Origin of the sequence: Rhodanobacter aciditrophus (assembly GCF_042679525.1) — a bacterium.
GTDB lineage: Bacteria > Pseudomonadota > Gammaproteobacteria > Pseudomonadales > Marinomonadaceae > Marinomonas > Marinomonas aciditrophus.
On sequence record NZ_JBHTMN010000014.1, the window covers coordinates 289,839 to 306,394 of the forward strand.

The following is a 16,556-nucleotide window of genomic DNA, read 5'->3' on the forward strand; positions in this document are numbered from 1 at the left end:
GCCTTAATTAGCTACTGCTTAAGCTGCTTAGCTGAGTTAACAAGTAGTCACCATTGGAACTCAAGTTCGCCAAGAGCGTATCCAATGTCGTAAATCGAGCACGTAATTGCTCTTCGTAAAGCTCCATGCGATATTCGAAATTCTCCAATGACTCTTCTGTTTTATCCGCAGAAGCTTGTGACGTATCAACCATGTCTTTCAACAGGCCACTTGAGCCAGTGTAATTACTCAACATGTCTTCCATGATACTGGCCAACCCCGTATCACCAGAGAAAAGCGATACCACATCATCGTAGCTTTCCTCCATAGCATCTGCGAAAGCAGTGCTATCTAAAGATAAGGTGCCATCATCGGCCATTTCAATACCGAGATCAAAGATGGTACTTAAGGAGCCTGCATCATCAAAAATGGTCATCAAATCGCTATTCAAGGTACCTTCAAGTCCCCGAACCAAGCTGCTGCCATTTAATATGGCATCCGAATCTGTATAAGTATCGAAGACAGAGAGCAATGAGTTATATGCTGAGACAAAACCTTCTAGGGTTTCTTGAACGGTTTCAGTGTCGTAATCTACCGTTGCTGTAGCCGCTTCTGGATCACCATTCGCGTCCGTTTCAGACACCGCCAAGGTTTTGATCGTTAAACCTGAAACAGCTCCCTCAAAGGTATTAGTGTCGCTGCGAATTTCAATACCATCCACATCGATCACTGCATCCTGAGCAGCATCATCCGCAGCAATACTTAACCCTGCGGTACCAGCCCCCGTCGCCACAGAAGACACGCTGTCTAAAGATTCGTCCGTATTGGTAACGACCAAATCATTGCCATCACCTGTCACATCAGAATTTAGCGTCAAATAAACGTTACCTGAGCCGTCATCTACTAAGTTAGCGGACACACCAAAGTTATTCTCATCATCATTGATTTGTTCGCGAAGCTCAGAAAGAGTCGTACCAGCCGCAACGCTAATGGTGAAGGTTTCGTCTCCAGCGGTGAAAGTTAAATCACCACCAACACTGCTGACTACATCATCAGAGGTGCTAAATAAGCCTGCCGCGGACACACTTCGACTGCCTTGGGCCAATTGGGAAACAGAGATATTGTAGGAGCCATTAGACGCATCACTGTCAGCCTCAACTGAAATGATATCGCCGCTGGTTGGCTGGGTAAGGGTAGCAGTACGACCAGTGAATAGATCACTGTCTGCAAGGGTTTCGACGGAGGTTTCAAACTTTTCTAATGCGGATTTTATCGCACCGTAGGCAGAAACTTCTGATTCGTAGTCACTGATTTTATCTTCGTATGCGCTAACCTTAGTGTCTCGCTGCACCGAGATCATATTCTCTACGAGGGTTTCAAGGTCTAGACCAGAACCAACACCAAGTGATGTAACTGACATACTTTTCTCCCTTAGCTCATAAGCAAAGAGCTAACTTAAACTTCGCTATTGATCAGGTTCCCTTTTAGGCTATTTAATTCACCAAATATCTCATCAAGACGATCAGACATTTTCAAGAATTCTTCCGAAGGAATTTGACGAACCAAATCGCCAGTTTCTTGATCAATCACTTTAACTATGTTTTCGGACTCGTCTGTTAACTCAAATGACACCCCTAAACTGAGCTGTCGCATTTTGACATTAACTTCTTCAACCTTTGGCTCGTCGACGGCCTCTTGCTTAGAGCTTGCAAGATCACTGCCATTCTCAGACCCTGTGTCCATAGGATTGCTATCGGCCGTTTGCTGTACAACTTGAGCTTCCATTTGCTTTTCTTTCACAAATTCTTGCTCACTCAGCTGATTCCCCTGGCCGGTTTGCAGAGGTGTCACAGATAACTTTGAAAAATCGGAATTAATTGACATGGGTACTCTCCCAAAACAAAAAAGCTGGAGTAATACTCCAGCTTTTTGGCATTACTCAATATTAACCTAGTAAGGATAGCGCAGTTTGAGGACGCTGGTTAGCCTGGGCTAGAATAGAGGAACTTGCCTGTTGCAAGATCTGAGCGCTGGTCAAGGCTGCAGTTTCTTCGGCGAAGTCTGTATCACGAATACGTGAACGGGCAGCCGATACGTTTTCAGAGATGTTGCTCAAGTTGTTAATAGTAGAGCTGAAACGGTTTTGCACCGCACCCAACTCAGCACGCTTAGAGTCAACCGCAGCAATCATGCCATCGATGATAGAAATCATACTTTGAGCATTGTCAGAAGAAGAGATTGATAAACCTGTAGCAGCCAAACCAGCAGAGTTCATACCTGATACAGTAAAACCGGCACCAGCAGTACCCGATGAGTTAGATGAACTCAAAGAGAATGAAATCGTTTGGTTCGCATCCGCGCCCACTTGGAAAGTACCTGAGTAAGAACCATCCAGTAGGTTTTGTCCACCGAAAGTAGTATCGGATGCTACACGGTTGATCTCCTCGCCAAGCTGTGCAATCTCTTGTTGCAGTGCAACACGGTCTTCATCAGTGTTGGAACCGTTGGCAGACTGAACTGCAAGGGTACGCATACGCTGAAGCATACTTGTCGTTTCGTCTAAGGCACCTTCAGCTGTTTGCGCCAAGGAAATACCGTCGTTCGCGTTACGAACTGCTTGGTTCAAACCGTTGATCTGAGAAGTCAAACGGTTAGAAATTTGAAGACCCGCTGCATCATCTGCCGCAGAGTTGATACGCAAGCCAGAAGACAAGCGCTGGTAAGCTGTATCAAGTGTGGAACCTGATTTCATCAAGTTGTTCTGAGCGTTCAACGATGATGTATTAGTATTTACATATAAAGCCATAATAGCCTCCTAGTTTCGCCTTTGTGGCCTGCCGCCAAGCAGAACCTCTAATGAGTGCCGAGATCGCCAAATCTCATTTGCACCATAAACCTCTTGTTGTAGGTAACGGCGTCCTTTACGAAAGCTTTAGGCTTTTTTTGAATTTTTTTTCCTTTAGCGGCAATATTTCTCCGCCAGATACGGCAATCTATTGTTATCAAACAAGTTTTTTTATTTTTATTTTTTCTTCTACCGCCGTAAAAAAAGCGCAAATATGCCCTTTCAATGACCTTTCCTTGAAATTCTATCGATACTGATGATTTAAAAATTTGGCACGTGGTTTGCTGTACAAATAAAGAGCGAAGACCGCCAAGTCTTCGCCAAAAAAAGCCAAGTGCGCTAACACTTGGCTTAAAATCACTTCTAGGAGAAAGAAGCGAGAAAGGTTTCGAATGCCTTCGCCAAACCTCTTGCCTCCGGCATTCGAAATTTGCTTCGTAATGAGCGGCCTGATCAGCCGCTCTTTTTTTATGCCTAGCCTCCTAGTAAAGACAAGGCTGTTTGAGGACGCTGGTTTGCCTGAGCCAAGATAGTTGAGCTAGCTTGCTGTAGGATCTGAGCGCTCGTTAAAGAAGCAGTCTCTTCAGCGAAATCTGTGTCACGAATACGTGAACGGGCAGCAGACACGTTTTCAGAAATGTTGCTTAAGTTGTTAATTGTTGAGCTAAAACGGTTTTGCACCGCACCCAACTCGGCCCGCTTAGAGTCCACCGCAGCAATCATACCATCGAGAATAGAAATCATACTCTGAGCATTGTCCGCTGAAGAAATAGACAAATCTGTCGCAGCTAAACCAGCAGAGTTCATACCTGATACAGCAAAACCGGCACCAGCAGTACCCGATGAGTTAGATGAACTCAAAGAAAATGAAATCGTTTGGTTTGCATCCGCACCCACTTGGAAAGTACCTGAGTAAGAGCCATCTAGTAGGTTCTGACCACCAAAAGTAGTTGTATCAGCCACTCGGTTAATTTCTTCTGAAAGCTGAGCCATCTCTTGTTGCAGTGCAACACGGTCTTCATCAGTGTTCGAACCGTTAGCAGACTGAATAGCTAGAGTACGCATACGCTGTAGCATACTTGTGGTTTCATCCAAGGCACCTTCAGCAGTCTGTGCTAGAGAGATACCGTCGTTCGCGTTACGAACAGCCTGGTTCAAACCGTTGATTTGTGAGGTCAAACGGTTAGAAATTTGTAGACCCGCAGCATCGTCTGCAGCAGAGTTGATGCGCAAGCCTGAAGACAGACGTTGGTACGCTGTATCAAGTGTGCTACCTGACTTCATTAGGTTGTTTTGAGCATTCAATGAAGACGTATTAGTGTTTACATAAAGAGCCATGATAATTTCTCCTAGAACGTAAAATTTCTTAGGCAACCTTTTGATTTAATTGATTATTTGGTTGCGCCTTGCTTAGTTAAGTTATCGTCTGGTTGTGAAAAAGCTTTAATAAATTTTTCAATTTTTTTTAACTTTTTTGGAACCCAATAACACAACTTGCTTACAGTACTTTTATCGGCAGGAGAGACGATTCTTTAGCTAAATTTAACTAATATGATCGACAAATCTAAGGTCGTAGTCGGATGGCAGGATAATTTTAGAAATTGACACATCTTCATTGCGGTCCACAGGAATGTCCGCAGCAGGTATAAAGGTCTTAGTAGGTAAGCTATAGACTTGCCTAACAAGTGAAGGTTTAAGCTGTTTGTTCAGGGTCAGCACAAAACCTAAGCGGCCATTAGAAAGCTCTACACAAGAGCCAACAGGAACACTTCCCAAGCTTTTGATGAAAAGTTCAAGAAGCTTCTTATCAAAGGCCAAGCCAGATTCTTTAGACATTTTACGCAAGGCACCACTTGGCGTAATGGAGTGCTTAAAAGGCTGCTCTGAGGTCATGGAGTCATAGGCATCAACAATTGCGCCTATTTTGCCATAAACACTGATCTCATCTCCTTCTTTACCATTCGGATAGCCAGAGCCATCAACTCTTTCATGGTGATCCCAAAGCATTTGATACACCACTTTTGGGATTGAGGGCGTCACTTGTAACAAGCCCTCACCAAAGTGCACATGCTTGCGCATTAAGGAGTACTCTGCTTCAGACAACTTCCCTGCTTTGTTAACAATGGGAGCAGGTAATTTGAAGCGACCAATATCAAACAGCAAAGCAGCGATACTAATCACTTCAACATAACGAGGCTCTAACTCAAGCCCTTTAGCCAAATGACAGGCCAGCACAGCACACCCCAAGGTATGCTGTGCTAAATAAGCGTCTTCAGATTTGTTGTGTCGCAATGACAATAAGGCATAGGGGTTACGCTCATGGCTAGCAATCAGCTTTTGCACAAAACCACTTAATTTGGGGTAGTCTAGGGCTTTGCCAGTCTGTAACAGGGCCACTTGCTCCTGAATCAAAGCCGTGCCCTGGGTCATCAAGCGAAGCGCTACCGGGATTTCTTTTGTGTATGGCGTTGGCTCGATAGAGAGGGCTCGATCAGGCCGAGCAATCACCCCAGTCGCCGAAGAAGTTGCCTCTGAAATACCCCCGTGCGGTGTTGGGGGTACAGAGACAGAAGCAGGTTGATTCACACGACCATCTTCATCCACGTTGCCTTGCTTATAGTCCAACACATACTCGCGAGTATTATCGTTCAGAATCTGACGAAACAATTGATACAGACTGCGCCCCGCAACATACATTTCACGCCAATCACGGGTGTTAAAATCTGGTTTAAGGCGCTTCAAGCCTTTGATGGATTTACCGGTGGCTAGGGACCAACAAATAAACAGCAGCTTTTCTTCCGCTTCATACAATCGCTCACGCTCAGCGGTATGCATATCCCCCACTTGAAAGTAAGGGTCAAAGGGTAAGAATTTACTGTTAAGAATGGGTTTAAGTTCTGCCAAGGTCACTTGGCGGATGGCGATGGTTACTATGTGATGCTTTGCACTGTGTTGTTTAATTAAACTGGCAACACGCTTGCTCTTGAGTACATCATTTTTAATGCCCAAGGCGTCTATCAGCTCAATGACATTAAAATAGGCAAAGCCGATGTCTACACCAAACAGATTCGTTACATCAAACTTCGCCATCAAATACCCTTAATCTATAACGAATTAAACAGGGATAAGCCACTCAACCGTGTGAACAACAATTGTGAGGCCGATAGAGCAGACTCAGTAAGCTCTAACTGAGTTGTCGCCTCATACACATCCAAGCCACCGATGTTCTCTTGGGCTGTGGCATTATAGATCTGTTTCGACGAGTTAAATTCAGTACGGCTGGAAATAGTATTTAAGCTTGCCCCCACCCGCGAAGATGCTGTACCAATGCTGACTTGAGTATTAGAAATGCTTTTAGAAGCATCCAACATAGCTGCATCACGCTCCGCATCTGTTAAAGATGTATCTTTTAATGCGGCTACAGCCCCCATGATTTGGTTTAGTACATTATCGCGCTCAGGCGTATCAATCGTCACATCAACGGTGCTACCCACAGCACCAGTGAGTGTGAAAGACATACCGTTTACCGTAATCGCATTACCTGACTCATAATCGCCACTGGCCAAAACGTTGCCACTGCTATCGGTCAATTCAAATTGATCAGGGGCACCGGCTGCGGTTGTCAGTGTAAAGTCATTCAATGTCGCGTCGACAGCACTGAAGTTGTTCGCAACGAAATCATCATAGGCATCCTGATCCGACACTGCAAAAGATAAGGTTGCAGTGCCGGCTGTTACATTGGCAGTGAAAGTATTGCGCGTCCAAACGTCCTCAAATACTTTTTTACCGGAGTCATTGGTGGCCACACTGATGGTTTCGGAGATTTGCATGTTTTTCTGTGCTTCGTTACCCGAATACACATATTTACCCGTCGCATCTTTTTCGAAAGCGGGGCTGCTCGAGTCAGTACCAGCGAATACATACTGACCATTGGAATCCTTAGAGTTCATTAGATCTGCTGCAGCAGTAACCAGGCTCTCAATTTCACCCGCTATGGAATCAAGATCATCTTGAGAATTTGCGCCGTTTTCCGCCTGGATCATCAGCACATTTATTTCATCTAACACATCATTCAAGCTTTCCAGTGCGACAGACTCATACTCCAAAGAGTTGGTCGCCAAGGTCATATTGTCTTCGTACTGTTCCAACAACTTAGTATCAGCCTGCAATCGCATAACCTGACCAGCGCCACTAGGGTCATCGCTTGGGCGAACAATATCTGACTGCTCTGCGATACGCTCTTGAACTTTTAATAAGCGCTCATTGGCTTTGGCCATCGACTGCATGGACTGGTTGTAAATTAAATTACTAGTAACTCGCATAATAACCTACCCCAACGCACTGATAAGCGTTGCAAATGTACTTTGAGCCGCTGTCAGTATCTGAGCAGAGGCAGTATAAGATTGTTGGTAACGCAACAAGTTCACGGCTTCTTCATCCAAGCTGACAGCAGAAATCTCATCTCGTGCCGCTTCCGAACGATTCATAATGACTTCACTGGAATCCGCATTCGTCGATAAAGAAGCCGTCAAGCTCCCCACTTCAGTGACTAAAGACGTAAAGGCTTCACTGTAAGTTTGTGTGCCTCCTACCGTCGAAGCGTTTTGCAGGTTCGCTAACAATAAACCATTATAGTTATCCGCCTCACCAGAGTCGTTAAAGCTCATGGAGAAGGTATCCCCTGCAGTGGGTGTACCGTCCAAACTAATATCAAACCCTGCATCATCTGCTAAGCCTGCTTGCTCTAACAGATTAGAATAATCAGTAATACCCGTAACAGTTGCCAACACATTACCGTTAGCATCCAACACTTCCATCTCATCGCTGGCAGTAAAATTTAACGTCTGAGGTGCGGATGGATACAAACCTCCCGATTGGGCAAAAGCCGACGAAGACGGGTCTGTATTCGTAATAGAGGAAATGGCTATTTCCACATCAGAAAGATTAGACGAACTGCTAGACACCGCAATGGGCGCAGCCAACGCTAAATCATCACCAGAGCGAGCAGACAGATCCAAAGTCGATGCTGCATTCTTAGTTGGAATAAACTGAAATTTATCTCCTGATGCATATGACGACGCAGGATCAAGGGTAATAGACACCCCTAAACCCTCTACTTCATAAGGCTGTCCAGTATTGCCAGTAATATCCACATTGTCAGATTCACCGGTAATATTGCCAGACACATCGTATGTCACCACTTTAAACGCCGTGGCAGACGTCATGACTACTTCATAAGTGTCTGTGGTCACATCCCCAGAGGAGCCTGACGTCACCTGTGCAGAAATGGTCAGGTCTGAATCGCTGTTATTAGCGTTAGGGGTAACATTAATTGCTCCGGTGGAAAACAAATTAATGCCATAACCACCATCTGCATCTAAGCCTAACTGGTTTTGGGTGTTCATGGTGTCAGCTAGAACCAAAGCTTGTTGACCTAACATGCGCTCGGCACTGGTTACGAATTCATTCCTAAAGGAAATCAAGCCCCCCACTGATCCCCCCAAATCTTCCGAAGTCACCCCAACATCGTATTTACCAAAATCTAAACTAATGCTTAGTTCATTGTCTGGATTACTCGAGTCAGATGATAAGCGTAGCTCATTGCTACTGCCTTGTAAGACAAGGGGCTGACCTGACGCCAAGTTAACTGTCATCAAATCATTGTCATCATACTTCACTTTGACATCCAGGTACTCAGACAGCTCTTTCACTAATTGCTCTTGGGTGTCACGGAGCTCATTAGCTGTCGATCCCGTAGAGGATTCCAACTTGTAGATCTGGCTGTTCAGATCAGAGATCTGGGACGTCAAATTATTGATCGTATCTATGCTATCGTTGATTTCTTCGTTAGCCAGATTTTTCTGGGTCGAAATATAATCCGCCAGCTCATTATATTGAGCCACCAACTCATCTAAGTTTGCATAAGCGTTAGATCGAGCGGCACTGTCTGTTGGGTCGCTGTTTGCTGTTTGCAATGCACTAAAGGCATTGTCCACATAAGTCGAGATCGAAACGCTCTCCTCCCCAAAGATGGCGTCAAAACTCGACATCATGGAGTGGTAGCTTTCGTAATAGTTATAAGTAGAGGTATCTGACCAAAGTTGCTGGTTAATATACTGATTAACCACTCGCTCAGTATCCTGAATACGGACACCACCACCGGAAACACTCACCGTTGAAGTAGATTGACGGCTATAGCCTTCCGTATCGACGTTAGCGGTATTTTGACCCGTCGTAGAGATGCGTGCCGTGCTCGACTGCAAACCTGACAAACCGATTGAATAAAGACTGGAACTCATTCCGCTAACCTCGTGAAAACTAAAAAGCTGAAGGGCTTACCCTTCTGTTATCGTCAGATAATGCAATTACTTTACCAACTTAAAATAAGTACAGATCTGCCCTACAAGAGGGTGTTCAAAATATCCCTTAAACCATTGTTTTACAGGGATTTGAACCATTTACTAGAAAGGATATTAGTGATTTTCTCAGCATACTGAGGATCGGTCGCATAGCCGCTTTGCTGCAAAGAAGCGGCAAAGCTTGCCGCATCGCCACCGACTTGTAAGGCATTTTTATACCGATCACCGGACTGCAAAAATTGCGCATAGTCGGCAAAGCTTTCTGCAAAAGAATCGTAGGCACGGAATGAGGCTTTTTCTTGTTTAGGAATGCCGCCACGAAATTCCAAAGTATTGACCAAAGCTCGATCACCTCCCCAACGATGATCGGCCTTAATGCCAAACATGTTATAACTTGGAGAGCCATCATCCTTAGCCATAGGGTACTTACCCCAGCCTGTTTCCAAGGCGGCCTGTGCCAAGATGGCTTTCGGGTCCACCCCTAACTGCTCACCTGCTTTTTGGGCATGGGGCCAAAGTGACGCCACAAAGCTATCAGGGGAAGAAAACACCACATCATCAACGCTTAATGTGGCCGTCTCAGAAGAGCTATCTAAGGACACATTCCCCGCTAACTCTTGGGCGGCTTTTTTAGCCACCGCTTGAATATGAGACGTATCTAAGGTGGACAGACGTGTTAGGAAATCAGCTTCAGATTCTTGAGCATCGGCAGGACTATTATTGCCACTTCCCTTTCCTTGGAATTGCCGCACCAAAGCATCAGCCAAGCCAATCCCCCCGGATCCAGCCAATGACTGGGCCATCTGAGAATCCATCATTTCAGTGTATTGCTTAGTTTGAGAGCTATCGAATAGACCACCACCGATGGTTTCATTGGCGCTACGCATATTCTTAAATAGCATATTAATGAAAATTGCCTCGAACTCTTGCGCAACTTTCTTTAACGCGGCATCAGGATCTTTTTGAGCCTGAGTTTTCAAATTAGCGAGGGAGTTAAAATCCGCGAAAAAGGTATTATTGTCTATCCGGCTCATAAGATAACCTAAATCACAACCACATCAGCGTTCAAGGCACCGGCCTGTTTCAAGCCTTCTAAAATGGCCATCACATCCCCTGGCGCAGCACCTACTTGGTTAACCGCTCTCACAATATCATTAAGTGAAGCACCAGGGTTAAAGACAAACATATGTCCGCTGTCCTCATCCGTTTGAATTTCCTGACGAGGCGCTAAAGTGGGCTGCCCATTTGGCAAATCCGGCTGACCAATCTCTGGATTCGCCATAATGGTCACAGTCAAACTGCCGTGGGTCACCGCAGCAGGAGACACAGTGACATTCTGACCAATAATAATGGTACCTGTACGCGAGTTCACAATAATCTTCGCCCGCTCACGACCTAATTCAACCTCTAGATTCTCAAGTACGGATAGGAAAGTAACCCGCTGAGATGGATCACGTGGAGCCGTCACACGAATAGAAGTCGCATCCAGTGACTGGGCAACCCCAGGCCCTAGTAAACCATTAATCGTGTCTACCACTTGCTTGGCCGTGGTAAAGTCCGGGCGATTTAAATTAAATGTAAGGGTATCACCACGGTTAAAGCTGTTCGCAACCGCTTTTTCTACCGTCGCACCGTTAGGAATACGCCCAACTGTTGGGATAGTAACCGCCTGACGGGAGCCATCGTTACCATTAGTACCTAATCCACCCACAACCAAGTTCCCTTGAGCAATAGCATAGACCTGACCATCCGCCCCTTTCAGAGCAGACAGCAACAAGGTACCGCCACGCAAGCTGCTGGCATTCCCTAATGAAGACACGGTGACATCAATCGCCTGACCAGGCTTTGAAAAAGGTGGCAAGGTTGCCGTCAATGACACAGCCGCCACGTTGTCCGCGTCAGTACTGGCCCCATCCGGCAAGGTAATGCCGAATTGGTTCAACATACTAATAAAGCTTTGGTTGGTGAAATCCGTATCATCACCTGTACCATTTAGACCGATCACTAAACCATAACCAAACAACTGGTTATCACGCACACCTGCCACACTGGCAATATCCTTTAAGCGCTCTGCAAAAGCACTGGAAGCCACGCTAAGCAATACCACAAAAGCCAAACAGGATTTAATCTTCATCGATCATGCACCTTAAAATGGTAACCAACTGGAGTTAACGATACGGGTTAACCAGCCTTGCTCACTGCCAGCGGCTAATTCGCCCGTACCAGAGTAAGCAATACGCGCATCCGCCAAACGGATAGACTCCACCGTATTGTCAGAGCCGATGTCTTCTTCACGCACTAAACCAGACAAGCGGATGTACTCTTGACCGCGGTTTAAGGTAATCCATTTTTCACCGCGCACCGCCAGCAACCCATTAGGGTAAACCTCATAAACGGTCACAGTAATGCTCCCTGTCAGACTGTTACTTTGGTTGGCATCTGCACTGCCAGCAAAGTCGCTATTCATCCCAGGAAGTTCCGTATCCAAACCAATAGGTACGCCCAAAATCGTTGGGTTCTGAATAGTGGATGACGATGACTTGGTCACATTCGCAGCGTTGGATTTGGTAGAACTGGTACTTTCAGACAAAGTAACAGTTAGCACATCCCCTACTCTTCTTGCCTTTTTATCACCAAAGAATACATCTCCCATGCCCGTTTGATAAATACCGCCTTCGGTATTTTGAGAATACTGCATGGTTGGCTGTATCACTGGCGCATAGTAGGGCTCATCCGAAACTGGTGTTTGTTCTACGGAAGCACACCCAACTAACACACACGGCAACAAAACAAGAAGATAACGCATAACTAATACCTTTAAAGTTGCTGATTCACAAAGCTCAACATACCATCTGCCGTAGAAATGACCTTGGAGTTCATTTCATAGGCACGCTGGGTAGTAATCATATTCACCAACTCTTCAATCGAGTTAACGTTTGACGCCTCCAGCATCCCCTGGCTCACAGAACCTAACCCATCTTCCCCAGGCACACCCACAATAGGATCACCACTGGCAGTGGTTTGCTGATACAAGTTGCCACCCAAGAAATTAAGACCTGCCGGGTTAATAAAGTTGACCGTGTTAATCGCGCCCACTTCTTCTGTATCCGTTTCACCAGCACGCAGCACAGAGACAACACCATCATCGCCAATAGTGATCTCTACGACATCGGGATCAATCGTAATATTCGGTTCCAACAACATACCGCTAGAATCCACAATATCCCCATCACTGTTTAATTGAAATGAGCCGTCACGGGTATAAGCAATAGAGCCATCTGGCTGCAGGATTTGAAAAAAGCCCGCCCCTTGGATCGCCACATCAAGCTGACGATCAGTGACATTGTAATCCCCTTCAGAAAAGTTTTTTTGCGTCCCTGTTACACGCACACCCGCACCGATCTGCAAACCAGAAGGCAACTCAGTGTTTTGAGCAGACAAGCCACCTGGCGCACGCAAAGTTTGATACATCAGATTTTCAAATACCGCACGATCTTTCTTGAAAGCGGTGGTAGAAACGTTGGCAAGGTTGTTTGAAATCACAGACAACTGTCTGTCCATAGCAGACAAACCAGTCTTAGCGACCCATAGTGCAGAATGCATAATTATCCCCTTACAAAAAAGCTGTCGTAATCCCTATTAGGCATTACGCTGTAAAATCCTAGCGGACGCATCTTCGTTGGTGCGAACCGTATCCATTACCTTGATATTCATTTCGAAACGACGGGCGAGCGCCATAATCTGTGTCATCTCTTCCACCGCATTCACATTACTGCTTTCAAGGAACCCAGATAACACCCTTACATTATTGTCTTGAGGCAACTCTTCGCCATTACGAGTACGCAGCAGGCCATCGGAATCCTTCACCAATTGCTCTGGCTCCGCAGACACCAGCTTCAGTCGATTCAATGCGGTAATTTGAGTGCCATCGCCACCCTGAGGAATGATAGAAATCATGCCGTCTTCGCTAATAGAAAGTGAGTCTAGAGGCGGCAAAAAAATAGGACCATCAATTCCCATCACAGGCAAACCTGTGCCTGTCACAAGCTGGCCCGCAGCCGTCAGCTGAAGATCCCCAGCGCGGGAATACACCTCACGCCCTAAGCCATCAAGGGTTGCAATAAAACCATCGCCTTGGATGGCGATATCCATGTCTCGTCCGGTTTGTTGTAACGCCCCTAAATCATAACGAGTACCTGGGTTTTCCGTCATAGCGTAAACACGTGATGGATAGTGCTGACCGTTTACCTGCATAGAACGAGCTTGCTCGAAATCCGCTCTAAACCCTGTGGTCGCAACGTTCGCTAAGTTATTGGCGTGAATACCTTGAGCATCCATGACTTGAGTCCCCCCAGACATGGCTAAATACAATGCTCTATCCATACATCACCCTTAATAAAAATACTGTCGTTAACCTTTCTATAAACAAATAGCGTGCCAACTTCAAACCACACAGCAAACACAAAAAAGCCCAGCATAAGCTGGGCTTTTAAATCCAATATTTTTAGCGATTAACGAAGGTTAATAATCGTCTGTGTCACGGTATTCTCGGTCTCTAGCGTCTTACTGTTAGCCTGATAGTTACGCTGAGCCTCAATCAAGGCCACCAGCTCTTCCGTCAAGTCTACGTTCGATTCCTCTAACGCGCCCCCTTGAATACTGCCAAAGGTCCCCGTATTCGGCTTGCCGACATTTGCCGCTCCAGAGTCAGAGCTTGCCACCCACGCCGTATCACCTGCTGGCGTTAAACCATCCACGTTATCAAAAGCAGCTAGAGCGATTTGCCCAAGTACTGCCGTTTGTTGGTTAGTGTAGCTGGCAATCAAGAAACCATTGTCATCAAAACTCACACCCTGCAACTCACCTGCCGCAAAACCATTTTGACTAAAGGTATCCGAGCTTGTCAGGGCGTACTGAGTAGAAGCCCCCAAGTCAATTTCCAGCTCTGCAAACGCATCGGTTGGATCCCATCCAGTAATACTCAATTGGGTTGGGTTTGCTACCGCGTATGGAGAGTAACCCACATAAGTACCAGAGATGTTACCTTCAGAATCAAAGGTCACATTGGTATCTTCTTCTAGGAATGGATCGCCATTAGCGTTAGTGGTCTCTCCATCAACCGTAATCTTAATTTCCCAAGTATTATCTTCACCTTGCTTGATAAAGTAGTAACCAATGGTATGGGACTCACCCAGAGCATCGTAAACTGTATTCGTGTTACCGTAGGTGTAGGTCTCAGGATCCGTTGGATCAAAGTCACGACGCGCATAGCTTGCTGGAGTCGTTAAGGTACCATTTACCGATGGGTCCAATGTTAAGGCCACGGTATCACCATCTTCGTCCACACCATTGATCGCCAAGTTAACAAAAGTACTTAGGTCACCCACATCAGGCTCAGTAGTGCCTGAATAAATGGCTTCGTAACTGCCACTACCGTTTGTTGTACCTGCTTCATCATCGAAGGTCACAAAGTAGTCAGATAACCAATCATTACCCGCCGCATCTGTGGTATCACCATCAACGGTTGCGTATACCTGGTAAGTATTTGGCGACTCAGATTTCGCATAGTACAAGGTCACCACATGCTGATCACCCGCCGTATCTGTCACATTCTGAGTTTGAGTGTAGGTGTAAGTATCTGGATCAGATGGATCAAACGTAGAAGAAACATACGCAGGAATGTCATCCGCTTCAGAGTTCAAGTTAGTTTCAATGGTCAATTCACTGGTGGCCTCAGGTGCAATACGCTCTGTTGGCACCACAAGGTTTTCTAAGAAACCACCAATCACGCCATTGACAGCGTTATACCCCTGAACATAGGCGCCGTCATTAGTGACCAAGTAACCTTCTTCATCCAGTTTAAAGTCACCTGCACGGGTGTAAGCCTGGGTGCCGCCCACATCTAGGACGAAGAAACCTGTGCCATCAATGGCCAAATCTAGGTTGTTATCTGTGTAAGCAATGTTACCGGAAGAAAACTCTTGAGCGATGTTATTCACGCTCACACCACTACCAATAGTGTTACTACTACCAGCGCCAATGACACTCGTGTTGTACAAGTCACCAAACTCGATACGAGATTTCTTGAAGCCAGTGGTGTCAGAGTTTGCAATGTTATTACCGGTCGTGCTGAGGAAATCAGCTGACGCTTTGATACCAGAAAGTGCTGTATTAAAACCCATAATTATTCCCTCGTTAACCTAAAATCTCTAGCTCGTCAGTGAGAGCCAGCTTGCCATAATCTGCAACGTTTAACGTCGTGCCATCTTCACCGTTAATGGTCACCCCATTAATGCGTGCTGGAATCTGTGTCGTCAGCTGTGTCACCTCACCATCACTGTTGGTAGAGGTTGCTATGAAGGTATAAGTACCATCATCCACCACATTGCCCTCAGCGTCTGTGCCATCCCAAACGTACTCTTCATCCGTAAGAGACACCGAATCCACCAACTCACCAGAACTATTATAGATCTTCAGCGTATTGGAGACAGAATCATCCGTGAAAGACGTTTTAACGTAAGTTGAGCTACCATCCACCACAGATGCAGTTTCCTGGTCAACGTACACATAAGAGCCCACCAAAGTAGAAGCCGTAAGCGCCTGACTGGAAATCAAAGACTCAGACATACTCGACATCTGTGCCGCCATACTGGTCAACTGTTCCAGTGAGCTAAACTGAGCCATTTGAGACACCATATCACCGGTTTCCTGAGGTGACGTTGGGTCTTGGTTTTTCAACTGTTCAATATACAGCTGCAAGAAGACATCCTGATCCGCTAACGCAGACGAACTGTCCGTTAGACCGGATGTGGTTGTATCCTCTGAAACGCCTGCCTTCGCCTTGGCACTGTCTGTACCATATTGCGAAATCAGACTCGATAAAGCGGAATTAGAAGAAACGTCTGACATAACCTACCTCCTTAGGATTGGCCTAAGGTCAACATTTTCTGCATCATGCTTTTTGCAGAATTCATGATTTCAACGTTGGTTTGGAAAGAGCGCGATGCAGACATCATATCCGCCATTTCTTCCACCGGATTCACATTTGGATAGAACACATAACCTTCTTCGTTAGCCATCGGACTATCAGGCTCATAGCGCGGTTGAAGCGGCGCATCAGACTCGATAATACCGGCTACCTGAACGCCCATACCGGATGCATTTTCCATAACACCGCCTTGGGCATTCCAGCCACGTTCACGCATCTCTTGGGTCAGCATCTGCTCAAACACAGGCTTGCGGGCACGATAGGTCTGGTCAACTGAACTCGCCACACTGTCAGCGTTAGCGATGTTACTGGCCACCGTATTTAGGCGAACCGTTTGGGCACTCATCGCAGAACCAGAAATGGCAAAAATATTACTTAAAGACAT

15 protein-coding genes are annotated in these 16,556 nt (G+C 46.0%); all 15 read right to left on the bottom strand.

Annotation, left to right across the window (positions count from 1 at the left end):
* Positions 1-7 precede the first annotated feature (7 nt).
* The 15 genes from fliD to flgC all read right to left on the bottom strand — a co-directional run bounded on the left by fliD (position 8) and on the right by flgC (position 16,556).
* Entirely contained in the window at positions 8-1,399 is a 1,392-nt protein-coding gene (fliD, locus tag ACFQ45_RS13605) for a flagellar filament capping protein FliD (RefSeq protein ID WP_377368596.1), read from the bottom strand.
* A 35-nt stretch (positions 1,400-1,434) separates the two neighbouring features.
* Positions 1,435-1,863, bottom strand: coding sequence for a flagellar protein FlaG (locus ACFQ45_RS13610; RefSeq protein ID WP_377368598.1), 429 nt, complete (start codon positions 1,861-1,863; stop codon positions 1,435-1,437).
* Between the two features lie 61 nt (positions 1,864-1,924).
* The gene (locus ACFQ45_RS13615; protein ID WP_377368600.1) at positions 1,925-2,785 is read right to left on the bottom strand and encodes a flagellin domain-containing protein; all 861 of its coding nucleotides are present in this window, start codon (positions 2,783-2,785) and stop codon (positions 1,925-1,927) included.
* 513 nt (positions 2,786-3,298) lie between these two features.
* Entirely contained in the window at positions 3,299-4,162 is an 864-nt protein-coding gene (locus ACFQ45_RS13620) for a flagellin N-terminal helical domain-containing protein (RefSeq protein WP_377368602.1), read from the bottom strand.
* A 204-nt stretch (positions 4,163-4,366) separates the two neighbouring features.
* Positions 4,367-5,914 carry an HD-GYP domain-containing protein gene (locus ACFQ45_RS13625; protein ID WP_377368604.1) on the bottom strand — a complete coding sequence of 516 codons (1,548 nt, stop codon included), beginning with the start codon at positions 5,912-5,914 and terminating at the stop codon, positions 4,367-4,369.
* A 14-nt stretch (positions 5,915-5,928) separates the two neighbouring features.
* Positions 5,929-7,146 carry a flagellar hook-associated protein FlgL gene (gene flgL, locus ACFQ45_RS13630; protein WP_377368605.1) on the bottom strand — a complete coding sequence of 406 codons (1,218 nt, stop codon included), beginning with the start codon at positions 7,144-7,146 and terminating at the stop codon, positions 5,929-5,931.
* A gap of 6 nt (positions 7,147-7,152) precedes the next feature.
* Positions 7,153-9,123, bottom strand: coding sequence for a flagellar hook-associated protein FlgK (gene flgK / locus ACFQ45_RS13635; RefSeq protein ID WP_377368607.1), 1,971 nt, complete (start codon positions 9,121-9,123; stop codon positions 7,153-7,155).
* Positions 9,124-9,263: 140 nt separating this feature from the next.
* Positions 9,264-10,217, bottom strand: a complete 954-nt coding sequence (gene flgJ, locus ACFQ45_RS13640; protein ID WP_377368609.1) for a flagellar assembly peptidoglycan hydrolase FlgJ — start codon at positions 10,215-10,217, stop codon at positions 9,264-9,266.
* An 8-nt stretch (positions 10,218-10,225) separates the two neighbouring features.
* Complete coding sequence (locus ACFQ45_RS13645) at positions 10,226-11,317, bottom strand: flagellar basal body P-ring protein FlgI (RefSeq protein ID WP_377368611.1); 1,092 nt, start codon at positions 11,315-11,317, stop codon at positions 10,226-10,228.
* Positions 11,318-11,329: 12 nt separating this feature from the next.
* Complete coding sequence (gene flgH / locus ACFQ45_RS13650; protein WP_377368613.1) at positions 11,330-11,989, bottom strand: flagellar basal body L-ring protein FlgH; 660 nt, start codon at positions 11,987-11,989, stop codon at positions 11,330-11,332.
* Positions 11,990-12,000: 11 nt separating this feature from the next.
* Complete coding sequence (gene flgG / locus ACFQ45_RS13655) at positions 12,001-12,786, bottom strand: flagellar basal-body rod protein FlgG (protein WP_377368615.1); 786 nt, start codon at positions 12,784-12,786, stop codon at positions 12,001-12,003.
* Between the two features lie 36 nt (positions 12,787-12,822).
* On the bottom strand, positions 12,823-13,566 hold the full coding sequence (flgF, locus tag ACFQ45_RS13660; RefSeq protein WP_377368617.1) for a flagellar basal-body rod protein FlgF: 744 nt from the start codon (positions 13,564-13,566) through the stop codon (positions 12,823-12,825).
* 128 nt (positions 13,567-13,694) lie between these two features.
* Positions 13,695-15,365, bottom strand: coding sequence for a flagellar hook-basal body complex protein (locus ACFQ45_RS13665; protein WP_377368619.1), 1,671 nt, complete (start codon positions 15,363-15,365; stop codon positions 13,695-13,697).
* A gap of 13 nt (positions 15,366-15,378) precedes the next feature.
* A complete protein-coding gene (locus ACFQ45_RS13670; protein WP_377368621.1) occupies positions 15,379-16,092 on the bottom strand; it encodes a flagellar hook assembly protein FlgD in 714 nt (237 codons plus the stop codon).
* A gap of 11 nt (positions 16,093-16,103) precedes the next feature.
* On the bottom strand, positions 16,104-16,556 hold the full coding sequence (flgC, locus tag ACFQ45_RS13675; RefSeq protein ID WP_377368623.1) for a flagellar basal body rod protein FlgC: 453 nt from the start codon (positions 16,554-16,556) through the stop codon (positions 16,104-16,106).

Excerpts from the sequence above, each read along its gene's own strand:
- flgF (WP_377368617.1), bottom strand. The coding sequence starts at position 13,566 with ATGGATAGAGCATTGTATTTAGCCATGTCTGGGGGGACTCAAGTCATG.
- ACFQ45_RS13625 (WP_377368604.1), bottom strand. The coding sequence starts at position 5,914 with ATGGCGAAGTTTGATGTAACGAATCTGTTTGGTGTAGACATCGGCTTT.
- flgC (WP_377368623.1), bottom strand. The coding sequence starts at position 16,556 with ATGTCTTTAAGTAATATTTTTGCCATTTCTGGTTCTGCGATGAGTGCC.
- flgL (WP_377368605.1), bottom strand. The coding sequence starts at position 7,146 with ATGCGAGTTACTAGTAATTTAATTTACAACCAGTCCATGCAGTCGATG.
- flgH (WP_377368613.1), bottom strand. The coding sequence starts at position 11,989 with ATGCGTTATCTTCTTGTTTTGTTGCCGTGTGTGTTAGTTGGGTGTGCT.
- ACFQ45_RS13620 (WP_377368602.1), bottom strand. The coding sequence starts at position 4,162 with ATGGCTCTTTATGTAAACACTAATACGTCTTCATTGAATGCTCAAAAC.
- ACFQ45_RS13610 (WP_377368598.1), bottom strand. The coding sequence starts at position 1,863 with ATGTCAATTAATTCCGATTTTTCAAAGTTATCTGTGACACCTCTGCAA.
- ACFQ45_RS13670 (WP_377368621.1), bottom strand. The coding sequence starts at position 16,092 with ATGTCAGACGTTTCTTCTAATTCCGCTTTATCGAGTCTGATTTCGCAA.
- flgK (WP_377368607.1), bottom strand. The coding sequence starts at position 9,123 with ATGAGTTCCAGTCTTTATTCAATCGGTTTGTCAGGTTTGCAGTCGAGC.
- flgJ (WP_377368609.1), bottom strand. The coding sequence starts at position 10,217 with ATGAGCCGGATAGACAATAATACCTTTTTCGCGGATTTTAACTCCCTC.
- fliD (WP_377368596.1), bottom strand. The coding sequence starts at position 1,399 with ATGTCAGTTACATCACTTGGTGTTGGTTCTGGTCTAGACCTTGAAACC.
- ACFQ45_RS13645 (WP_377368611.1), bottom strand. The coding sequence starts at position 11,317 with ATGAAGATTAAATCCTGTTTGGCTTTTGTGGTATTGCTTAGCGTGGCT.
- flgG (WP_377368615.1), bottom strand. The coding sequence starts at position 12,786 with ATGCATTCTGCACTATGGGTCGCTAAGACTGGTTTGTCTGCTATGGAC.
- ACFQ45_RS13665 (WP_377368619.1), bottom strand. The coding sequence starts at position 15,365 with ATGGGTTTTAATACAGCACTTTCTGGTATCAAAGCGTCAGCTGATTTC.
- ACFQ45_RS13615 (WP_377368600.1), bottom strand. The coding sequence starts at position 2,785 with ATGGCTTTATATGTAAATACTAATACATCATCGTTGAACGCTCAGAAC.